13 protein-coding genes are annotated in these 16,647 nt (G+C 71.8%); 8 read left to right on the forward strand and 5 right to left on the reverse strand.

Translation table 11 applies throughout. From position 1 onward, the window contains the following. Positions 1–54 precede the first annotated feature (54 nt). Positions 55–1,119: an aldo/keto reductase gene (locus E1287_RS36035; RefSeq protein WP_131969763.1), complete on the reverse strand. Its 1,065-nt coding sequence runs from the start codon at positions 1,117–1,119 to the stop codon at positions 55–57. Between the two features lie 209 nt (positions 1,120–1,328). On the opposite strand from E1287_RS36035, the gene E1287_RS36040 reads away from it, so the two are divergent. The 3 genes from E1287_RS36040 (at position 1,329) to E1287_RS36045 (ending at position 2,689) form a co-directional block, all read left to right on the forward strand. After that, complete coding sequence (locus E1287_RS36040; protein WP_131969764.1) at positions 1,329–1,889, forward strand: DUF6084 family protein; 561 nt, start codon at positions 1,329–1,331, stop codon at positions 1,887–1,889. A gap of 76 nt (positions 1,890–1,965) precedes the next feature. Beyond that, positions 1,966–2,127, forward strand: a complete 162-nt coding sequence (locus E1287_RS44285) for a hypothetical protein (protein ID WP_165969373.1) — start codon at positions 1,966–1,968, stop codon at positions 2,125–2,127. Between the two features lie 13 nt (positions 2,128–2,140). Beyond that, the gene (locus E1287_RS36045) at positions 2,141–2,689 is read left to right on the forward strand and encodes a DUF892 family protein (protein WP_131969765.1); all 549 of its coding nucleotides are present in this window, start codon (positions 2,141–2,143) and stop codon (positions 2,687–2,689) included. A gap of 8 nt (positions 2,690–2,697) precedes the next feature. Here E1287_RS36045 and E1287_RS36050 read toward each other — a convergent pair whose 3' ends face one another. From E1287_RS36050 to E1287_RS36065, 4 genes are all read right to left on the reverse strand, one after another. Then, positions 2,698–3,306, reverse strand: coding sequence for a hypothetical protein (locus E1287_RS36050; RefSeq protein ID WP_131969766.1), 609 nt, complete (start codon positions 3,304–3,306; stop codon positions 2,698–2,700). A 64-nt stretch (positions 3,307–3,370) separates the two neighbouring features. Continuing rightward, a complete protein-coding gene (locus E1287_RS36055) occupies positions 3,371–8,326 on the reverse strand; it encodes a DNA repair ATPase (RefSeq protein ID WP_131969767.1) in 4,956 nt (1,651 codons plus the stop codon). A 29-nt stretch (positions 8,327–8,355) separates the two neighbouring features. Continuing rightward, the gene (locus E1287_RS36060; protein WP_131969768.1) at positions 8,356–10,392 is read right to left on the reverse strand and encodes a flotillin family protein; all 2,037 of its coding nucleotides are present in this window, start codon (positions 10,390–10,392) and stop codon (positions 8,356–8,358) included. Between the two features lie 23 nt (positions 10,393–10,415). After that, on the reverse strand, positions 10,416–11,183 hold the full coding sequence (locus tag E1287_RS36065; protein ID WP_131969769.1) for a hypothetical protein: 768 nt from the start codon (positions 11,181–11,183) through the stop codon (positions 10,416–10,418). Positions 11,184–11,674: 491 nt separating this feature from the next. On the opposite strand from E1287_RS36065, the gene E1287_RS36070 reads away from it, so the two are divergent. The 5 genes from E1287_RS36070 to E1287_RS36090 all read left to right on the forward strand — a co-directional run. Beyond that, on the forward strand, positions 11,675–13,276 hold the full coding sequence (locus E1287_RS36070; protein ID WP_131969770.1) for an alpha/beta hydrolase: 1,602 nt from the start codon (positions 11,675–11,677) through the stop codon (positions 13,274–13,276). Between the two features lie 121 nt (positions 13,277–13,397). Continuing rightward, positions 13,398–14,420: a sulfotransferase gene (locus tag E1287_RS36075; RefSeq protein ID WP_131969771.1), complete on the forward strand. Its 1,023-nt coding sequence runs from the start codon at positions 13,398–13,400 to the stop codon at positions 14,418–14,420. A 458-nt stretch (positions 14,421–14,878) separates the two neighbouring features. After that, positions 14,879–15,136 (forward strand): acyl carrier protein, encoded by a 258-nt coding sequence (locus E1287_RS36080; RefSeq protein ID WP_131969772.1) that lies wholly within the window; start codon positions 14,879–14,881, stop codon positions 15,134–15,136. Between the two features lie 31 nt (positions 15,137–15,167). Continuing rightward, a complete protein-coding gene (locus E1287_RS36085; protein WP_131969773.1) occupies positions 15,168–15,854 on the forward strand; it encodes an SGNH/GDSL hydrolase family protein in 687 nt (228 codons plus the stop codon). 56 nt (positions 15,855–15,910) lie between these two features. Continuing rightward, positions 15,911–16,647 (forward strand): SGNH/GDSL hydrolase family protein (locus E1287_RS36090; protein ID WP_165969375.1); only part of this gene is annotated, 737 nt, incomplete at its 3' end.

Raw genomic sequence — 16,647 nt, forward strand, 5'->3', positions numbered from 1 at the left:
CCTGATCGCCTTCCTCGGCCGCCGCCCCCTCCCCCTCCCCTGAGCTCGGGCCGGTCAGCCCATGGCGGAGAGGTGATCCGCCGACGAACGGCGGCGGTTCCCGGGGGTCAGGGCGCGGCTTCCGGCGCCGTGGTCGATGCCGGCGATGTCGGTTCCCGGCGGGACGACCTCGTCGATCGCGTCCAGGACGGCGGTGTCGAGCCGGACGCCGGCGGCCGCGAGCAGGTCGTCCAGCTGCTCCATCGTCTTCGGGCCGATGATGGTCGACGTGACGGCGGGGTGCTCGGCGACGAAACCGAGCGCCAGATGCGTCAGCGACAGCCCGGCGTTCTCGGCGATCTTCGCGAGGCGTTCGACGGCGTCGTAGCGGGCGGGGGAGTTCGGGTCCACGTCCACGGCGCGCCGCTCCCACGCCGGATGCGACGTCCCGGAGAACCGGGAGCCGGCCGGGGCCTGCTCACCGCGCCGGTACTTGCCGGTCAGCCAGCCGCCGGCCAGCGGGCTCCACGGGATGACGCCCATCCCGTGCCGCCGCGCCGCCGGCAGCATGAACTCCTCGATCGACCGCGCGAAGATCGAGTACTGCGGCTGCTCGCAGACGAACCGCGCCGTGCCGCACCGCTGCGCCGCCCACTGCGCCTCGACGATCTGGTCGGCGGGGAAGCACGACGAGCCGAGGTACAGGACCTTGCCCTGGCGGACGAGATCGGTGAGCGCGTCCAGCGTCTCCTCCAGATCGGTGTCCCAGTCGCGCCGGTGCATCTGGTAGAGGTCGATGTGGTCGGTGCCGAGGCGGCGGAGGCTGTCCTCGACGGCCTGGACGATCCACCGCCGCGACCCGCCGCGCCTGTTGCGGTCCTCGCCCGAGGGGAAGAAGAACTTCGTCGCGAGGACGACCTCGTCCCTGCGGTCCTTGATGGCGCGTCCGACGAACCGCTCGCTCTCCCCGGCGGAGTACATGTCGGCGGTGTCGATGAAGTTGATCCCGGCGTCCAGCGCGCGGTGGACCATGCGCTCGCACTCGTCGTAGTCGGGGTTGCCGACGTCGCCGAACATCATCGCGCCGAGGCACTGGGTGCTGACCTCGACGCCGGTCCGGCCGAGCTTGCGGTACTGCATGCGGATGACTCCCTCGGATGGCGATCGCGTCCGAACCGCGATCGCGCTCGAACGTACGAGCTGGAGTGCGCTCAAGGTCAAGCAACACGTCCGCGAAGTTTCGGCAGGGGTCCGGCATGGCACCGGAAAATCTCCCCAATCCCCGCGGCCCGGGGTTGCGGCCCGGGTTTCGTGCCTGGTCCGCCGGGCAGTCCACCGAGGTGCTGATCATGAACGGGCCGCCCGAGCTCGGCCTGGAGGTGCTCGGCGTCGAGGCCGGGACGGCCGCGGCGACGCCGGTGCTGAGCCTGCGCGTCGGGCTCCGGCGGATGGACGGCGGCCTCGTGCAGTGCGTGCTGCTCACCACGACCGTGACCATCAAGCCCGCCCGGCTGTCGTGGGCGCGCGTCGGCGCAACCGTGCCGACGTTCCGCGGCGGGACGGAGCTGACGCTCACGCTGCCGTGCCGGACCGGCGTGCGGGCCGCGGCCGAGCGGCACCTGCACGCGCTGGGTGACGGCGGCGTCCAGCTCGACCTGGCCTTCGACGGGACGGTCTTCTACCCCGGCGAGGACGGCGCACCGCGCGACGGCCAGGTGCCGCGCACCGGCCAGGCCCCCTGGCGGCACGAGACGACGGTGCTGCTGCCCGCCGAGACGTGGCGGGACCTCATGGCCGTCCCCGGCCTCCGCGACCGCAGGAGCGAGCCTTCTCCCAGGCACGAGCTGCCGCCCAGGCGCGAGCCGTCCCTCGGGCACGAGGCGCTCCGCGAGGAGGAGCCGACCGCATGAATGTGGCCGGACGGGACCGTCCGGCCGCCCGCAAGGGGAACGAGCACACATGCCTCGACAGGGGAGGGAGTGAGAAATGAGAAAGGGATTCCGCATCGGCCCGGGTGTGATCCGCCTGATGATCGCGCTGTTCGCGCTCGCCGTGATCGCCGTGGTCGTCAAGGAGCTGCCGACGCCGCGCCGCCCGCGCCCGCCGCGCCGTACGCGCCGCATGCGCCGCGCGGGGAAGTCCAGGTGACGGGGCTTCGCGCATGACGACGGTCGACAAGCAGTTGATCGGCTATCTGAAGGACGCGCACGCGCTGCAGCAGCACGTGCAGGCCGCCCTCAGCGAGATGCTGACCACGGCGGCGAACGAGCCGGAGATGTGCAGGCCGCTCGGCCGCTACGCCGAGCGGTCCCGGACGCACACGCGGGCGATCGAGGCGCGGCTGAAGGCGCACGGGTCAGCGCCGTCCATCGTGCGGGACGCGGGGATGCTGTTCGCGGCGGTGGTCGAGGGCGGGCTCGGCCGCAGCCGCCGCGACCCCGCGGGCAAGCACATGCGGGACGCCTACGTCGCCGCCCACCTGCAGGTCGCGGCGGGGGAGATGCTGCGCCGCGTCGCGGAGCGCGCCGGCGACCGGGAGACGGCGGAGGTCGCGGCGGCGATGTGCGACGACGCGTACGCGATGTCGCGGGAGCTGTCCGACCGGTGGGACCTGGCCGTGGACATGTCGCTCAGGCAGCACGGCGTCAAGGACGTCCCGCCACCGCCTGACCCCGGCTCGCCACCGCCCGGCGGCCCGCCCGCCGGATGACGCGCCGGCTACTTGGCGCGGCAGGTGTGGGCGTCCAGCCGCGCCTTAGCCTCCTGGTATCGCCGCTCCACCACGCCCTTGCGCAGGTGGCTGCCCCAGGTGAACTCCTCCTCGTGCCCGCACTTGGCGCAGACGAGTTCTTCCATGCCCGCGGGACGTGACTCGACCAGCGTCACCGAGTGCTTGGCGACGATCGGCATCCCGGCGCCGTTCCCCGTGATGCCCATCTCGTCCGCGGCGATCCCGCCGACGTAGTAGCCGGTGGCGGCCCCGACGATCGCGGCCGGGATCAGGACCGCCAGCGCGGCGCCGCCGATGACGACGCAACCGGCCACGCTCGCGATGAGGACGGCGAGGCCCGTCCAGGCGATGGCCCGCCAGCGGGCCTGGCGGCGCCGGGTGGCCGCGACGCTGTGCACGGTGAACTCAAGGTTCTTGCGGCACTCCTTGCACTTGACCTGCCACGGCTTCGCGGGCTGCCCGTCGTCCGGGCGGACGATCACGTGCTCGTCGCCCTTGTAGTCCCACGACACCGTGCTCGGACCCGTCGGCTTGCCGACGAAGTTCGTCCGGTGCGCGAAGACGATCTTCTGGTCTCGGTCGATGGCGAGCGGCATGCGCGGACCCCTCTCCGGGCGTCCGGCCGGGCGATTCCCGGCGAGGACGTCTGAATCCTCCGGATCAACCGTGAAGATCGTCAAGAGGTTCCCGGCCCGCGGGAGGGACCGGGTGCGGCCATCGGGGCCGCGAAGGGCCGCGAAGGGTTTCCTCTATGGCGGCCAGTTTGTCGGCCAGGTGGAGCAGGGCCCCAACGGACGGGTCCCCGGCGTCGCCCGACAGGGTTTTGGAACGTTGGTAGGCGGCCTTGATCTCCGTCCAGCGTTCGGCTTGCGGCGGGGTGAGCGTGCCGCGGAGTTCGGACAGCTTGAGGAGATTCGCTTCGGCGTCCGACGTGAGCGTTTGCGATTCGGCCTTGTAGTGGTCGTCTATCGCCGCCTCCAGCTCGGCGGCGTTCATCACCGGGAGGACGCGTTCGGCCAGCTTGTTCATGTCGCGGTAGGAGCCCTGGAGGCGGAACGGGGGTTCCGTGCGGGCGGAGTCGTCCTGGGCGGCGGAGGCCATATAGGCGCGGTTGACCGTAAGGACGACCTGCTGAATGCGGAGGAGCTTTCCCAGGACGGAGAGGATCTCGTCCAGTTCCGTCTGGGAGTAGGGGTGGGAAAGGCGATCGGGACGGACGGTCTCGTCGCCCGAAGCCAGCCGGACGAGCAGTTCCACATCGGCCCGGTCGTGAGCGGTCAAGGGAGCCAAAACGGGGTTGGAGGTCAGTGCGTTCTCTATGTAGCTGAGCGCGAACAGGTCGTCCTTGCCGGACAGGACGTCCCCGAGGTTCCACACGTCGGCGCGGTTGGCGAGCATGTCGGGGATGCGGAAGCGCTGCCCGGACTCGGTGTACGGGTTCCCGGCCATGCAGACGGCGAATCGCCTGCCGCGCAGGTCGTAGGTGCGCTCCGCCCCGTCGATCCGGCGCTGGGCGTCGCAGAGCGGGATGAATTTCTGGAGGAATTCGGACGAGGTGTGCTGGATGTCGTCCACGTAGAGCAGGACGTTGTCGCCCATGTCGAGAGCGAAATTGATTTTCTCGACTTCGCGGGCGGCGGTGGCGTTCGGGGCCTTCGCGGGGTCGAGTGAGCTCACTTCACGGCCCAGGGCCGGGCCGTCCACCTTGACGAGGGCCAGCCCGAGGCGGTCGGCGACGTATTCCATGAGGGTCGTCTTGCCGTAGCCGGGCGGGGAGATGAGCAGGAGAAGGCCCATCTGGTCCGTGCGCTTGCCGTCGCCTGCGGCGCCCAATTGCTTGGCGAGATTGTCGCCGATGAGGGGCAGATACACCTCGTCCACCAGCCGGTTACGGACGAACGCGCTCATCGTGCGGGGCTTCAGGTCGGTGATGCCGAGGCGCCGTTCCTCCGCCGCTATCAGGTCGTTGCGCTGTTTTTGGTATGCGCGGAACGCCGGAACCCGTTCGGTGCGGAAATGGTGCGTGCGGGTGAGCAGTTCGTCCAGGCGCAGGTCGAGACGGCGGTCGGAGACGCGCGGGTGGTTGCCGAGAAGGCCGTCGATGGTGGCGGTCAAGGCGGCGGGTGAGTCGTAGCGGGTGGCGGGGCAGAGCAGCGTGGCGACGGCCTCGGGAATGTCGGCCCCGTTTCCGTCCGCGCCGTGCTCGCCGTCCGCGCCGTGCTCGCCGAAGGAGCGGAGCCAGGTTTCGGCGAGCTGGTGGCGGGCGGCGAGGTCGTCGCCGAGGGCGCGCAGGTCCTCCTCCAGCGCGGCTCGGTGTTCCTGGCCGAAGGATTTCAGCAGGTCACGAGCCCCCTGCCCGCTGACGAAGCCGTCAGGGGACGCGGCCAGCTCCTCGATCAGATACTCGGCCGCAAGCGACACGTCCCGGCCGGCCAGGCCGGTGCGCCGGGCGAAGTCGCCGATGGACGAGGCGAGCTCGGCGGTCAGCTCGATGAGGGCCCCGGCGCGTCCGAACATCTGCCGGGCGCGGACGAGGGACCGGGCGCGGGTCGTCCAGGCCGTGCGGGCGGCGGGCCCGGTGCCGAAGGTCCAGAAGAGCTGGGCGGCGGCGCGGGACGGACCCGGGTAGCGGAGCAGTCCCGCGTCGGCGTGGAGGGGCAGCAGTGTTTCCAGGATGCGGGCCGCGTCGTGGTCGTGGACGCCGCGCTCGTAGCCCTCGTCGTAGCGGTCGGCGGCCGCGTCCCGGACGAGGGCGAGCAGACGGCCGTCCGCCGCGGCCCGATCGAGCAGGTCAGGGGCGGTCTGCGTGAGGATCGACGTCGCCAGGTACTCGGCGCGGTAGGTTTCCGGCGTTTCCGAGACGAGGGTCTGGTTCCACAGGTGGCGGGTCGCGGCGAAGGCGGCGTCGCGGACGGGCGCGCGGTAGCCGGTGCCGGTGATCGCGAAGGCGACCGATTCGCCCCGCTCGTCCTGATGCGGGACGAGGGTCAGCTCGATCGGACGGCTGTTCACGGCGAAGCGGTGCCGGCCGAGCCGGATCGTCGCGCCGTCGTCGCCGTAGAGGTCGAGGCGGTCGCGGACGGCGCGTCCGGCCTCCTGGCGGGCCGCCTTGATCCGGCCGTCCAGCTCCTCGGCGCGGACGCCGTCGTCCAGCGCGCGCAGCTCCCCGGCGATCGAGCGGAGGCGCGCCACCATCGGGTCGGTGGCGAAGTAGGCGGCGACCTCGTCCGGCGACGCGAGCGCGGCGGCGCGGCGGCGGACGCCGGACAGGATGCGGTCGGCCGACCCGGTGAGACGGTCCGTGCGGCGGGCGCGCTCGTCCAGCAGCGTCTGCTTGCGGGACGAGAACGCCTCGTAGACCTCGGTCCGCTTGGTTTCCAGCTCGGCGAGGAAGTCGTCGAGGTCGGCGAAGCGGGCCTGCAGGGTTTCCAGGCGGAGGAGCAGCCGGCCGAGCTGCTCGTCGCAGCCCTCGGGCGTGGCTGCGGCGGCGAGCGCGCCCGCGATGGACTGGTCGAGCAGGGCCAGTTCGGCGGCGAACGCGGCGCGCCCCTCGCGGGCGAGGAGGTCGCGGCGCCGGTTGTCCAGGACGGCCCGGGCCCGGTTGAGCCCGCCGAGGACCTCGCCGACGCGCTCCAGGATCGCGGTGCGGGCGGTCGCGTCGGTGATGTCGAGGTCGCCGACGACCTCGGTGACGACGTCGAGGCCCTCGTTCTGCGCGTCGAGGAGATCCGCGAGCGGCGCGGCCTCGGCCGCCGTCTCGATCGCGCCCGCCACCTCGGTGATCCGGTCGATCTCGGCGTGGTAGCCGGTGAAGGCGTCCTCAAGCTGGAGGAACTCGACCGCGCCCCGTCCGGCATGCCCGAGTTCGGCCTGGACGGTCTCGGCGAGTTCGTCGATCCGGGCCGCGTCCACATAACGGAGGTCGCGGAGAGTTTCCAGGCGTCCCTGGACGCGGCGGAACTCGGCGAGCCGCGAGATCCAGCCGTCCGCGCTCTCCGGCGCCTCGGTGCGCGCCCGGCGGACCAGGGCGGCGACGGCGTCCGCGGCCTCGCCCACGGACGCGGCTGCCTGGTCGGTGAGGGCGCGCACCTTCTCGTACTCGTCCAGCACCTGCCCGGCCGTCGCGCGGACGTCCGCCAGCGGCGCCGCGAGGTCGCCGAGGTCGTCCGCGCCGAGCCAGTGGTACAGGTCGGACGTCCGCGTGCACGCCGCGATGAGCGCCTCGAACACCGGCGTCGACGGCGACATCTCGTCCACCATGCGCGCGATGGAGAGGCACTCGGAGACTCCGCGGACCAGGTCGGCGTTCCCGATCCGCTCCAGCGGGCCCGACCCGACCGGCTGGGCGGCGGCGTGCGCGTCGGACGCGAACGGCGTCGCCCACATCTGCAGCGGATGGACGCGGGCGGGCTCGTCCGAGAGCGCCCGCATGACGACGAGCGTCCCGTCCTCGAACAGCGCGTATCCGTGGCACGTGATCGGCGCCGTGACCCGCTTGCGGATCACGTTGTACGGCAGCAGCAGCGACCGGCCGTCCTCCCGCGAATGGAACACGTACAGGACGTCCTCGCCGTTGGGGGAGCGGACGACGCGCTCGTACTCCAACCCCGTGACGTCGGTGTCGAAGGTCTTCGCGGCGCCGGTGTCGAGGTGGTAGCCGCCCGGGAAGATGATCCCGTGGTCGTCCGGCAGCCGCCGGCACGCCTGCGCGATGCCGTCCAGCCGCACGACGTCCTTGGTACGGACGTTGAACACCAGATGCCGCCACGCCGTCTCGTTGTACGGGCGGATCCGCAGCAGGACCAGTGCCCCGACCCGCGCGTACAGGACGTCCGCGTCGGCGAGGGACTGCAGCGGCTCGTCCACCGGCTCGGAGTAGATCCCGGCGCCGCTGCCGGTGTTGTCCTCGATCTTGACGGTGAGGGTCCCGCCGATCGTCTCGACGAACACCTCGCCGCCGATCGAGATGTGCGGATGGCGTCCGGGGACGTGGTCGTCCCGCGTCGTCTCGATCCAGTCGACGTCGTGCGCCGGCGGGAACACGTGGTCGCGTTCGCCCTGGTTGTCCTCGTACGCGACGCGGCCGTCCGGGGACGTCCGCCACCGCAGGACGCGCAGGTCCGACAGGCGCGGGCCGGTCTGGAACACCGCGAGCAGCCGCCCGTCGACGAGCCTCAGCTGCAGCAGCCGCGCCTGCCGGTAGTACCGGTGCAGGTCGGCGAAGTCGCGCCGGAACCGCGGATCGTCCAGGAGGCCCGGCACCGCGTCCATCCTGATCTGGACGAACGCGATGCCGTTCTCGTCGCGGGTGAAGCGGTGCAGGGAGAAGACGTCCTCGACGGACGTCTCCGGCTTCAGCCCGAGGAAGACGTTGTAGCCGACCAGCAGCACGTCGCCGAGCGCCACCGCGTCGCGGGGCACGCAGCTGTGCGCCGTCCTGATCCGGTCCGTGCCCGCCGGGCGCAGCTCCGCGCCGCCGAACACCTCGATCCGCCGGGCGTTCAGCGCCTCCGCCCGCCGCGCCAGCTCCCCGGCCTGCTCGGCGAGCCGCGCCCGCAGCACCTCGTACGTGCCGTGGTCCAGCTCGGCGCCGGGCTCCCTGACGTCCTCACCCACAGCTCTCCTCCGTCCTCACAGGCAGCGCGTCAGTTGGGGACGGCGTTGACGGCATGGTTGGACTCGCCCGACAGCGGCGCGTCGGCGACGCCCAGCTGGCGCGCCGTGTCCAGAAGGTCCTGGAGGGCCGTGCTCTCCGGGCCGCCCGACTTGATCAGGCGCAGCAGCAGCGCGGAGAGCGTCAGGTCCCGGACGCCGGCGGCACCGGCACCGCCGCCGAGCGAGCCGAGGATTTTCGCGGCGTCGTCGGTGAAGCTGCCCGAGCCGTCCAGCCACGGGCCCGCGACCGCCCGCGCGACCTCGGAGTTCTGGACGAACCCGTCCACCCCCTTGCCGAGCGCGATCGACCCGACGAGCCGGTCGAAGAACACCGAGTCGCCGCCGACGATGCTGATGTCGGCGTTCTCCAGCCCCGCCGCGAGGACGCCCGCCTGGGCCTCCGCGACCTGCCGCTGCACCTCGATGCCCGCGAGGCGGACGTCCTTCTCCGCCTCCAGCCGCAGCCGGTACTCCTCGTGCTGGCGGGTGGCGTCGTCGAGCGCGGCCATCGCGCCCGCCTTCTCGGTCAGGCCCTCCGCCTCCGCCTTGAGGCTCTCGCGGATGCGCGCGGCCTCGACCAGCGCCTTCTCCCGCCCGACGGCGGCCTCGGCGCGGCCGACCTTCTCGATGGCCTCGGCGTCCCGCTCCCTGACCTGGACCTCGGCGAGCCCGGTCGCGGCGGCCTCCGCGCGCAGCCCCTCGGCCAGGCGGATCTTGGCCTGCGCGTCCAGCTCGGCGGCCTCCTGCCGGGCCTGCGCCATCGTCAGCTCCTCGCGGGCCCGGTGCACCGCGGCGGCCTCCGCCGCCTCGGCCGCCTTGATGTCCTTGACGAGGTTCTCCTGGGCCTCCGCCTCCGCGTGGATGATCACCGACTGGCGGGCGCGCTCGGCCTCCTCGACCGCGCGGAGCCGCTTGATGGCCTCCTCCTGCTCGGCGACCGTCCGCTCGACCGCGATCCGCTCCCGGACGACGTTCGCGATCTCCCGCTTCTCCGCCTCGACCTCCTTGTCGGCGGCGATGCGGGTCAGCTCCGTCTCCCGCTCGCGGGCGATGACCTCAAGGACGCGGTCCTTCTCGATCCGCTCGCTCTCGATCGCGAGGACGCGCTCCTTGTTCTTCGCGGCGACCGACACCTCGCGGTCCTTGTTCTCGTGCTGGACGCCGAGCTGCTCGTCCGTCCGGATGTGCGCGGCCTGCGCCCGCAGCCGCTCCTCCGCCTTGACCCGCTCGATCTCCGCCTCCTCGCGCGCCCGGACGGTCTCGACCTCGCGCGCCTGGCGCAGCTCCGCGTCCGCCTGGCGGCGCTCCAGCTCGAGGATCGCCTCGCGCGCCTCCACGTTCTGGCGGGTGATCTCCTTCTCCTCGTGGCGGGCGTGCTCGTTGGTCCGGACGTGCTCCAGCGCGGTCAGCTCGGTGATCTTCCGGATGCCCTGGGCGTCCAGGATGTTCGTCTTGTCCAGCGACAGCAGCGACGTCTGCTCCAGGTAGTCGATCGCCGCGTCCTCCAGGCTGTAGCCGTTCAGGTCCGTGCCGATGACCCGGATGATGTGGTCGCGGAACTCGTTCCTGCGCGTGTACAGGTCGGCGAAGTCGAGGTGCTTGCCGACGGTCTTCAGCGCCTCGGAGAACTTGGCCGCGAACAGCTCCTGCAGCGTCTCCCGGCTGCTGGCGCGCTCGGTGCCGATCGCCTGCGCGACCTTGATCACGTCCTCGACGGTCTTGTTGACGCGGACGAAGAACGTGATGCGGATGTCGGCGCGGATGTTGTCCTTGCAGATCAGCCCGTCCCGTCCGGTGCGTTCGATCTCGATGGTCTTCACCGAGATGTCCATCAGCTCGGCCTTGTGCAGCACGGGCAGCACGACCGCGCCGGTGAACGTGACGTCGACCTTCCTGAGCTTGGAGATGATCAGCGCGCGGCCCTGGTCGACCTTGCGGAACAGCCGCGTCACCATCAGCATCAGGCCGAGGGCGACGAGCAGGGCGAGCGCGAGGAGCACGCCGGCTCCTATCGTGATGGTGTCCATCGATATCCCTGTCTGCTGGGGTGTCAGTGGAGGGTGTCCTCGGGCGGGTCGAACGCCGCGTCGTGCGGCATGACCCAGAAGAACCGGCCGCCGGGATCGAAGTCGAAGATCAGTGCCTTGCTGCCGGCGGTGAGCCCGGCGCCCGCCGCCGCGTCGTTCGCCGCGTCTTGCATGGCGTCCTTGGCGGCGCCCGCCACGGGGACGTCCATGGCGGGCTGCCGCACCTGGACGATCGCGGACGACCCGTCGGCCGCGATGACCTCCGCCTGCCCGAAGTCCGGGCCGACCCGTCCGGTGCGGATGACGCACGGCAGGCCGACGAAGTCGCGCAGCGAGGCCGCGGCGGGGCTCTGGAAGACGCGGCGCAGCGGCAGGACGGCGAGGCGCGTCCCGAACCACGCGACGGCCAGCGCCGCGGGCAGGACGAGCGTCCGCAGGACGGCGCCGTCGGACAGCGCCGAGCCGGTCAGGGCGGCGAACCACGCGAGCGCGATCAGCAGCGACAGCACGACCGTGGCCGGGACGCCGCCGAGCCCGAGGAACGCGAGCCGCTCGGCGACGAACCCGTCCGCGGCGTCCTCGGCCCCGGCGCCGTCCATGGCTCCGGCGCCGTCCATGGCCCCGGCCCCGCCGCCGATGCCGGCCCCTGTGTCGGCATCGGCCGCGCCGCCGAGGACGTCGGTTCCCAGTCCGCCGAGCAGGACGAGCGTCCAGTACGCGGCGACGACGAGAAGGGAGAAGGTGAAAAGGGCGGTCGGGAAACCGAGCGCCACATCGAGGAATTCGCCCATTTGATTGCACGCTTCCGCATCGAGCCGTCATTGACCGCGCCGGGACGTCCGAAAAAACGCCGTCACCGGGCGGGAAAGGTGGAGCGGAGAAAACCCCTGGTAGGGGCAGAGCGGTTGCGGCTCAGCTATCTGGGAACGCGTTCGCCCAGGCCGCGGCGGTCAGGCCGCACGACGGGCCGAAGGCGGTGCGCCGTGGTCGACGCGGCGCAGCAAAAAAGTGCCGGGGAGTCATGAAACCCCTTCTGGTCGGAGACATGTCCTGTCCCGCCGACCAGACTTCCCGGCACACCAATCGTTACTCTAGCTTACTTCTCGCGATAAGGGAAGTCCTTTCCTGGATGGTATGGCGTTGCGCGAGGAATGGCCGTAAGCCGAACCTGCCATTCGCGCCGTCCGAACGGCGGAACGGCGAGATGGTGGGGCTGCCCCCACCGGCAGCCGCGGGCCAGCCGTAATGATCTTCGCGTCCGGAGCCGATGGGATCGGAACCCATGACCCACCCACGCACCGCGATCACCGCCACCGCGACGGCCGCCGCGATCGCCGCGGCCGGACTCGTCGGCTGGACGGGCACCGCCTCGGCCTCGCCGCCCCGGCCTTCATCGGCCACGCCGTCCCAGCCGTCCCCGTCCCCAGGTCTGGCGCGCCACCTCGGCCAGCACCTCGAATGGGGCGCGTGCCCGGCCGACGCCACCGAGCTGATCAAGGCGGGGGCGGAGTGCACGCAGGTGACGGCGCCGCTCGACTACCAGGCTCCCGGCGGCCCGTCCATCAGGCTCGCGATCTCCCGGATCAAGGCCAAGGACCGCGCGCACCGCCGCGGCATTCTGCTGGCCAACCCCGGCGGGCCGGGCGGCCCGGGGCTGGACTACGCGGCGCACCTCAGAACCGCGATGGAGGACGCCGCGGACCGGTACGACCTGATCGGCTTCGACCCCCGGTTCGTCGGACGCAGCACCCCGATCTACTGCGGGATCTCCCCGAAGGCGCAGCCGACGCACTCCCGGCGCGAGGCGTTCGAGGCGTCGGTGCGGAACGCGCGCGACACCGCGCGGCGCTGCCACGAGCACGGGAACAACGCCGCGCTGCTGCCCCACGCGTCCAGCCGCAACGTCGCCCGCGACATGGACCTGATCCGCGCCGTCCTGGGCGAGCGCACGCTGTCCTACTACGGCATCTCCTACGGTGCCGACCTGGGCGCCGTGTACACACAGCTGTTCCCCCGGCACGCCGACCGCATCGTGATCGACAGCGTCACCGACCCGGCGCTGACGCAGTACGAGAACTTCCAGGCCGCCGGCGCGGCCCAGGAGCGGGGCCTGGACGAGTGGGCCGCCTGGACGGCCCGCCGCTCCGGCGAGTACCGCCTTGGACGCACTCCCCGCGAGGTCAGGGCGACCGTCGAGAGCCTGTCCTCCCGCGTGGACGAGGGTCCGCTCCGCATCGGCGGCTACACGCTGGACGCGAGCGCGCTCGGCCTCATCCTGCGCCAGTTCGTCGGCACCGAGGAGTACAACGACGTGATGGCGAGGGCCGTCCGCAACCTGGTCGACGCCTCCGACGGCAGTCCGGTCGAGCCGATCCCCGAGCTCCGCATGTGGCTGGAGCTGTTCAACACCCCGAGCCCCGAGCTCGACAACCAGTTCAACAGCGGCAACGCGATCTTCTGCGGCGACGGCGGCTGGCCCGCCGGGGGCTGGCCGTCCGACCCCGAGCGGTACTGGCGGAACATCGAGCGCGCACGCCGCACCCAGCCGGTCTTCGCGGCGACGGCCAACGCCGTCTTCCCGTGCCCGTTCTGGAAGACCGAGCCGCGCGAACCCGGCGTGGACATCCGCAACCGGGTCCCGCTGCTGCTCCTTCAGGCGAAACGCGACAACAACGTCCCGTACGCGGGAGCGGTCGCCATGCACCGCAGGCTCAAGGGCTCCCGCCTGGTCTCCGCCGACCTCCGCTCGCACGGCGTCTACGGGCGCGCCGCCGACGGACTCACGCCCGTCCCATGCGCGGACCGCGTCGTCAACGCCTACCTGCGCACCGGCGCCCTGCCCGCCACCGACATCAACTGCCCCCACCCGGAGGCAACGCGCTGAACGGACGCACGGGCAGCGCCGCGAGCCACCGCGCGAACGGATCGGTTCCGGAAGGAACTTTCAGGTTCCGTTGATGCGGCTTTGGGCTTCGGCTCAGGGGACGCGGGTACCTTCGCGGCCCATGAATCCGCAGACCAGCCGCCCGATCTTCGTGCTCGGCTGCCCCCGTTCGGGGACGACGCTGCTCCAGCAGATGCTGCACTCGCACCGGCGCATCGCGTTCCCGTCCGAGACGAGGTTCGTGCACACCTCGTACGAGGCCCGGCACCGGTTCGGCGATCTGGAGCGCGAGTGGAACCGGCGGGCGCTGGCCGAGTGGATCACCCGCGGCGGCGACACGAAGTTCAGGGTCCTGGAGCTGGACGCCGAGGACGTGATCGAGGAGATCGTCAAGGGGCCCCCGACGCTCGGGTCCGCGCTCGCGATCGTGTTCCGCGCCTACGCGCGGCAGCACGGCAAGCCGCGCTGGGGCGACAAGCGCCCGAGCTACTTCCGCCGGGTGCCGATGCTCCGGCGGATGTTCCCGGACGCGCAGTTCGTCCATCTCGTCCGGGACGGCCGGGACGCGGTGAGCTCGCTGATGCGGATGCCGTGGTTCGAGGGCGACATCTACGCGGCGGCGCTGACCTGGCGGGAGGCGGTCGACACGGGGAAGCGGCTCGCCCCGCGCCTCGGCAGCGGAACGTTCTACGAGCTCCGGTACGAGGACCTCGTGGCCGACCCGGAGCCCGCACTGGTGAGGCTGTGCGCCTTCCTGGGCGAGGAGTACGACGCCGAGATGACCAAGGCGTACCGGCACGCCCGGCGGACGGTGCCGTCCGCGCGCAAGTGGCATCTCCGCACGCACGAGGAGCCCAACACCCGCAACGTCGGGGCGTGGCGGGACCGCCTGAAGGGCTGGGAGGCGGACCTGGTCGAGCACGTCCTCGCGTCCCGCCTGCTCGACCACGGCTACGCGCTCTCCGGGGCGGCGCGTCCCGGGGCCGCGGAGCTCGCGCGGTTCCACCGGATCGCGGCGCACCGCTGGCGGTCGCGGCACGCGCACGCGGTGCTGGACCGGTTCGCGCAGGCCCGCGAGCCGAACCCGGTGGTCTCCCGGGTGCGGGGCCCGGTGCCGGTGGCCGACCGGCAGGACGAGAGCTGACCCCGCCGCAAGGCGTCCCTTCCCCCGGAGCAAGGCGCGGCTCGCCAGTTCGTGTTGGACGGCGAGTGCAGTTGTCCGAAATTCTCATGGAACGTGCCGTATGCCCGCATGCCGGTCGGCGTGGCGGGCGCCCGGTCGCCGCGGGTCCGCTGGGGAACGGCGCAGGTCGCGTGCCGTGATGCGGCGCGGGAGAAGGAACGGATCGGTGGGACGCGGGGGACGGCGGTTTCCGATCATGGTTCCGGTGGGTCCCTTAACGGAACTGGTTACCCAGCGGTAACAATGCGCCGTTTTTACCATGCCACTGACATAATTTACGGAACGGAGACATGGTTGTGTCCGATCGTTCACATCTGGATCTGAGACACATCATCCATTTCCCTGTATCTTGCGTGTTGCTCGTCTTCCGATAGCAATCGCTAATGCGATGAAGATCCTCTGGCATAAGGAGGAGTGCGGTGACCAGATCGGAAACAATTTCCCACGACGAGCTTCAATCGTGGCTTCTTGACAGGATCGCCTTCTACCTCGACAAGCCGGTGGAAAACATCGATCCGACGGTGGAACTCGCGCGCTATGGCGTCGACTCGGTGTACGCCATCAGCATCATCAGCGACATCGAGGACCACCTGCAGGTCGAGGTCGACGTGGCCGAGGCCAGGCGCCGGGAGACGGTGACCGCCCTCACCGACTACCTGCTCGAACTCGTCGCGTGATGGGCGGCGGTGCGCCGGGCGGCGGCGCGTGATGGGCGGCGGCGTGCCCGACGCCGGCGTCCCGGACGCCGGCGTTCGCGAGGTCGAGGCTCGCGCCCCCGAGGCCGGGGCGTTCGCGCCCGCCATGGTGGTGCTCGGCGACAGCGTGGCCGAGGGCCAGGACGATCCCGATCCCGCTGGCGGGTGGCTCGGCTGGGCCGGGCGGCTGGCCTGTCACCTGGGCATTCCCCGCGAGGAGATGCTCAACGCGTCCGACCCGGGCGCGACGGTCGAGGACGTGGTCCGCGACCAGCTTCCCGCCGTCCGGGAGCTGCGGCCGGGCCTGGTCGTGCTCGGCTGCGGCATGAACGACGCGCTCCGCGGGTTCGAGCGCGCGGACGCCGCCGCCCGGCTGGACGAGCTGTTCGGCTGGGCCGCCGGCATCGGCGCGGTCGCCCTCGCGATCCCGGTGCCGCGCCCGCCGCTGCTCGATCTCGCCCCGATGTCGCAGTTCCGCAAGAAGCGGACCGTCCAGCGGATTCACGACTTCAACGAGGAGCTCGGCCGGGCCGCCCGCGAGTTCGGAATGTCCTTTCCCGCGCGTGAATCAGTGGCGAAAGTCGCTGACCCCGCGATGTGGAGCGCCGATGGAATCCACCTCAACCCGAGAGGGCACGCTTATGTCGCGGAGGTGATCGCGGACATCGCACGGAGCCTGCTCGGCGAGCGGGCGATCTGAGCCTCGGGGGCCAATTTTCCAAGTCTGGGATAGAGATGAAGAAACCATTCACCTTCTTGAACGGACGTCGGCGACCCCGCGTCCCCCAGTCGATGATGCTCATCCCGCTCGCACCGGTCCTGGCCGTCCAGGCGTGGCGGACGGTGCGCCGCACGCCGCGGCTGGACCCCGCCACGGGCGACGAGCACGGCTTCGTCCCCGGGGCGAATCCCGGAGCCGGCCCGGCGTTCCGGGTCGGGGTGATCGGCGAGTCCACGGCCGCCGGGGTGGGCGCGTCGCAGCACGCGGAGGCGCTGCCGGGCTTTCTCGCCGAGGCGCTCAAGGAGCGCCTGCGGCGGAGCGTGGCCTGGTCGGTCACCGGCGAGAACGGCGCCACGGCCCGCCGGGTCGCGACCGGTCTCGTCCCGGCCGCGGCCGGCCCGCCGGTCCTCGACCTGGTCGTGGTCACCGTCGGGATCAACGACCTGATCCGGCGGCGGCCGCTGCGCCGGTGGACGGCCGACCTGGCCGACCTCATCGCCGTCCTGCGCGGCAGGTACGCGGACGCGACCCTGGTCGTCGCGGGGATGCCGCCCGTGCACCGGTTCCCGGCCATCCCGCAGCCGCTGCGCCTCGTCCTCGGCGAGCGCGCCCGGACCATGGACCGGATCATGCGGGATGTGGCCGTGGCGGGCGGCGCGGTCCACGCCCCCATGGACGAGGCGATGGCGCGCGACCGCAGGCTGTTCGCCTCCGACGGCTTCCATCCGTCCCCCGCCGGCTACCGCGCCTGGGCCGAGGACCTCGCCCGCGC

Source organism: Actinomadura sp. KC06, assembly GCF_004348735.1.
Taxonomy (GTDB): Bacteria; Actinomycetota; Actinomycetes; order Streptosporangiales; family Streptosporangiaceae; genus Spirillospora.

Coding starts and splice junctions, on each gene's coding strand:
- E1287_RS36035 (WP_131969763.1), bottom strand. CDS start 1,119: ATGCAGTACCGCAAGCTCGGCCGGACCGGCGTCGAGGTCAGCACCCAG.
- E1287_RS36040 (WP_131969764.1), top strand. CDS start 1,329: ATGAACGGGCCGCCCGAGCTCGGCCTGGAGGTGCTCGGCGTCGAGGCC.
- E1287_RS44285 (WP_165969373.1), top strand. CDS start 1,966: ATGAGAAAGGGATTCCGCATCGGCCCGGGTGTGATCCGCCTGATGATC.
- E1287_RS36045 (WP_131969765.1), top strand. CDS start 2,141: ATGACGACGGTCGACAAGCAGTTGATCGGCTATCTGAAGGACGCGCAC.
- E1287_RS36050 (WP_131969766.1), bottom strand. CDS start 3,306: ATGCCGCTCGCCATCGACCGAGACCAGAAGATCGTCTTCGCGCACCGG.
- E1287_RS36060 (WP_131969768.1), bottom strand. CDS start 10,392: ATGGACACCATCACGATAGGAGCCGGCGTGCTCCTCGCGCTCGCCCTG.
- E1287_RS36065 (WP_131969769.1), bottom strand. CDS start 11,183: ATGGGCGAATTCCTCGATGTGGCGCTCGGTTTCCCGACCGCCCTTTTC.
- E1287_RS36070 (WP_131969770.1), top strand. CDS start 11,675: ATGACCCACCCACGCACCGCGATCACCGCCACCGCGACGGCCGCCGCG.
- E1287_RS36075 (WP_131969771.1), top strand. CDS start 13,398: ATGAATCCGCAGACCAGCCGCCCGATCTTCGTGCTCGGCTGCCCCCGT.
- E1287_RS36085 (WP_131969773.1), top strand. CDS start 15,168: ATGGGCGGCGGCGTGCCCGACGCCGGCGTCCCGGACGCCGGCGTTCGC.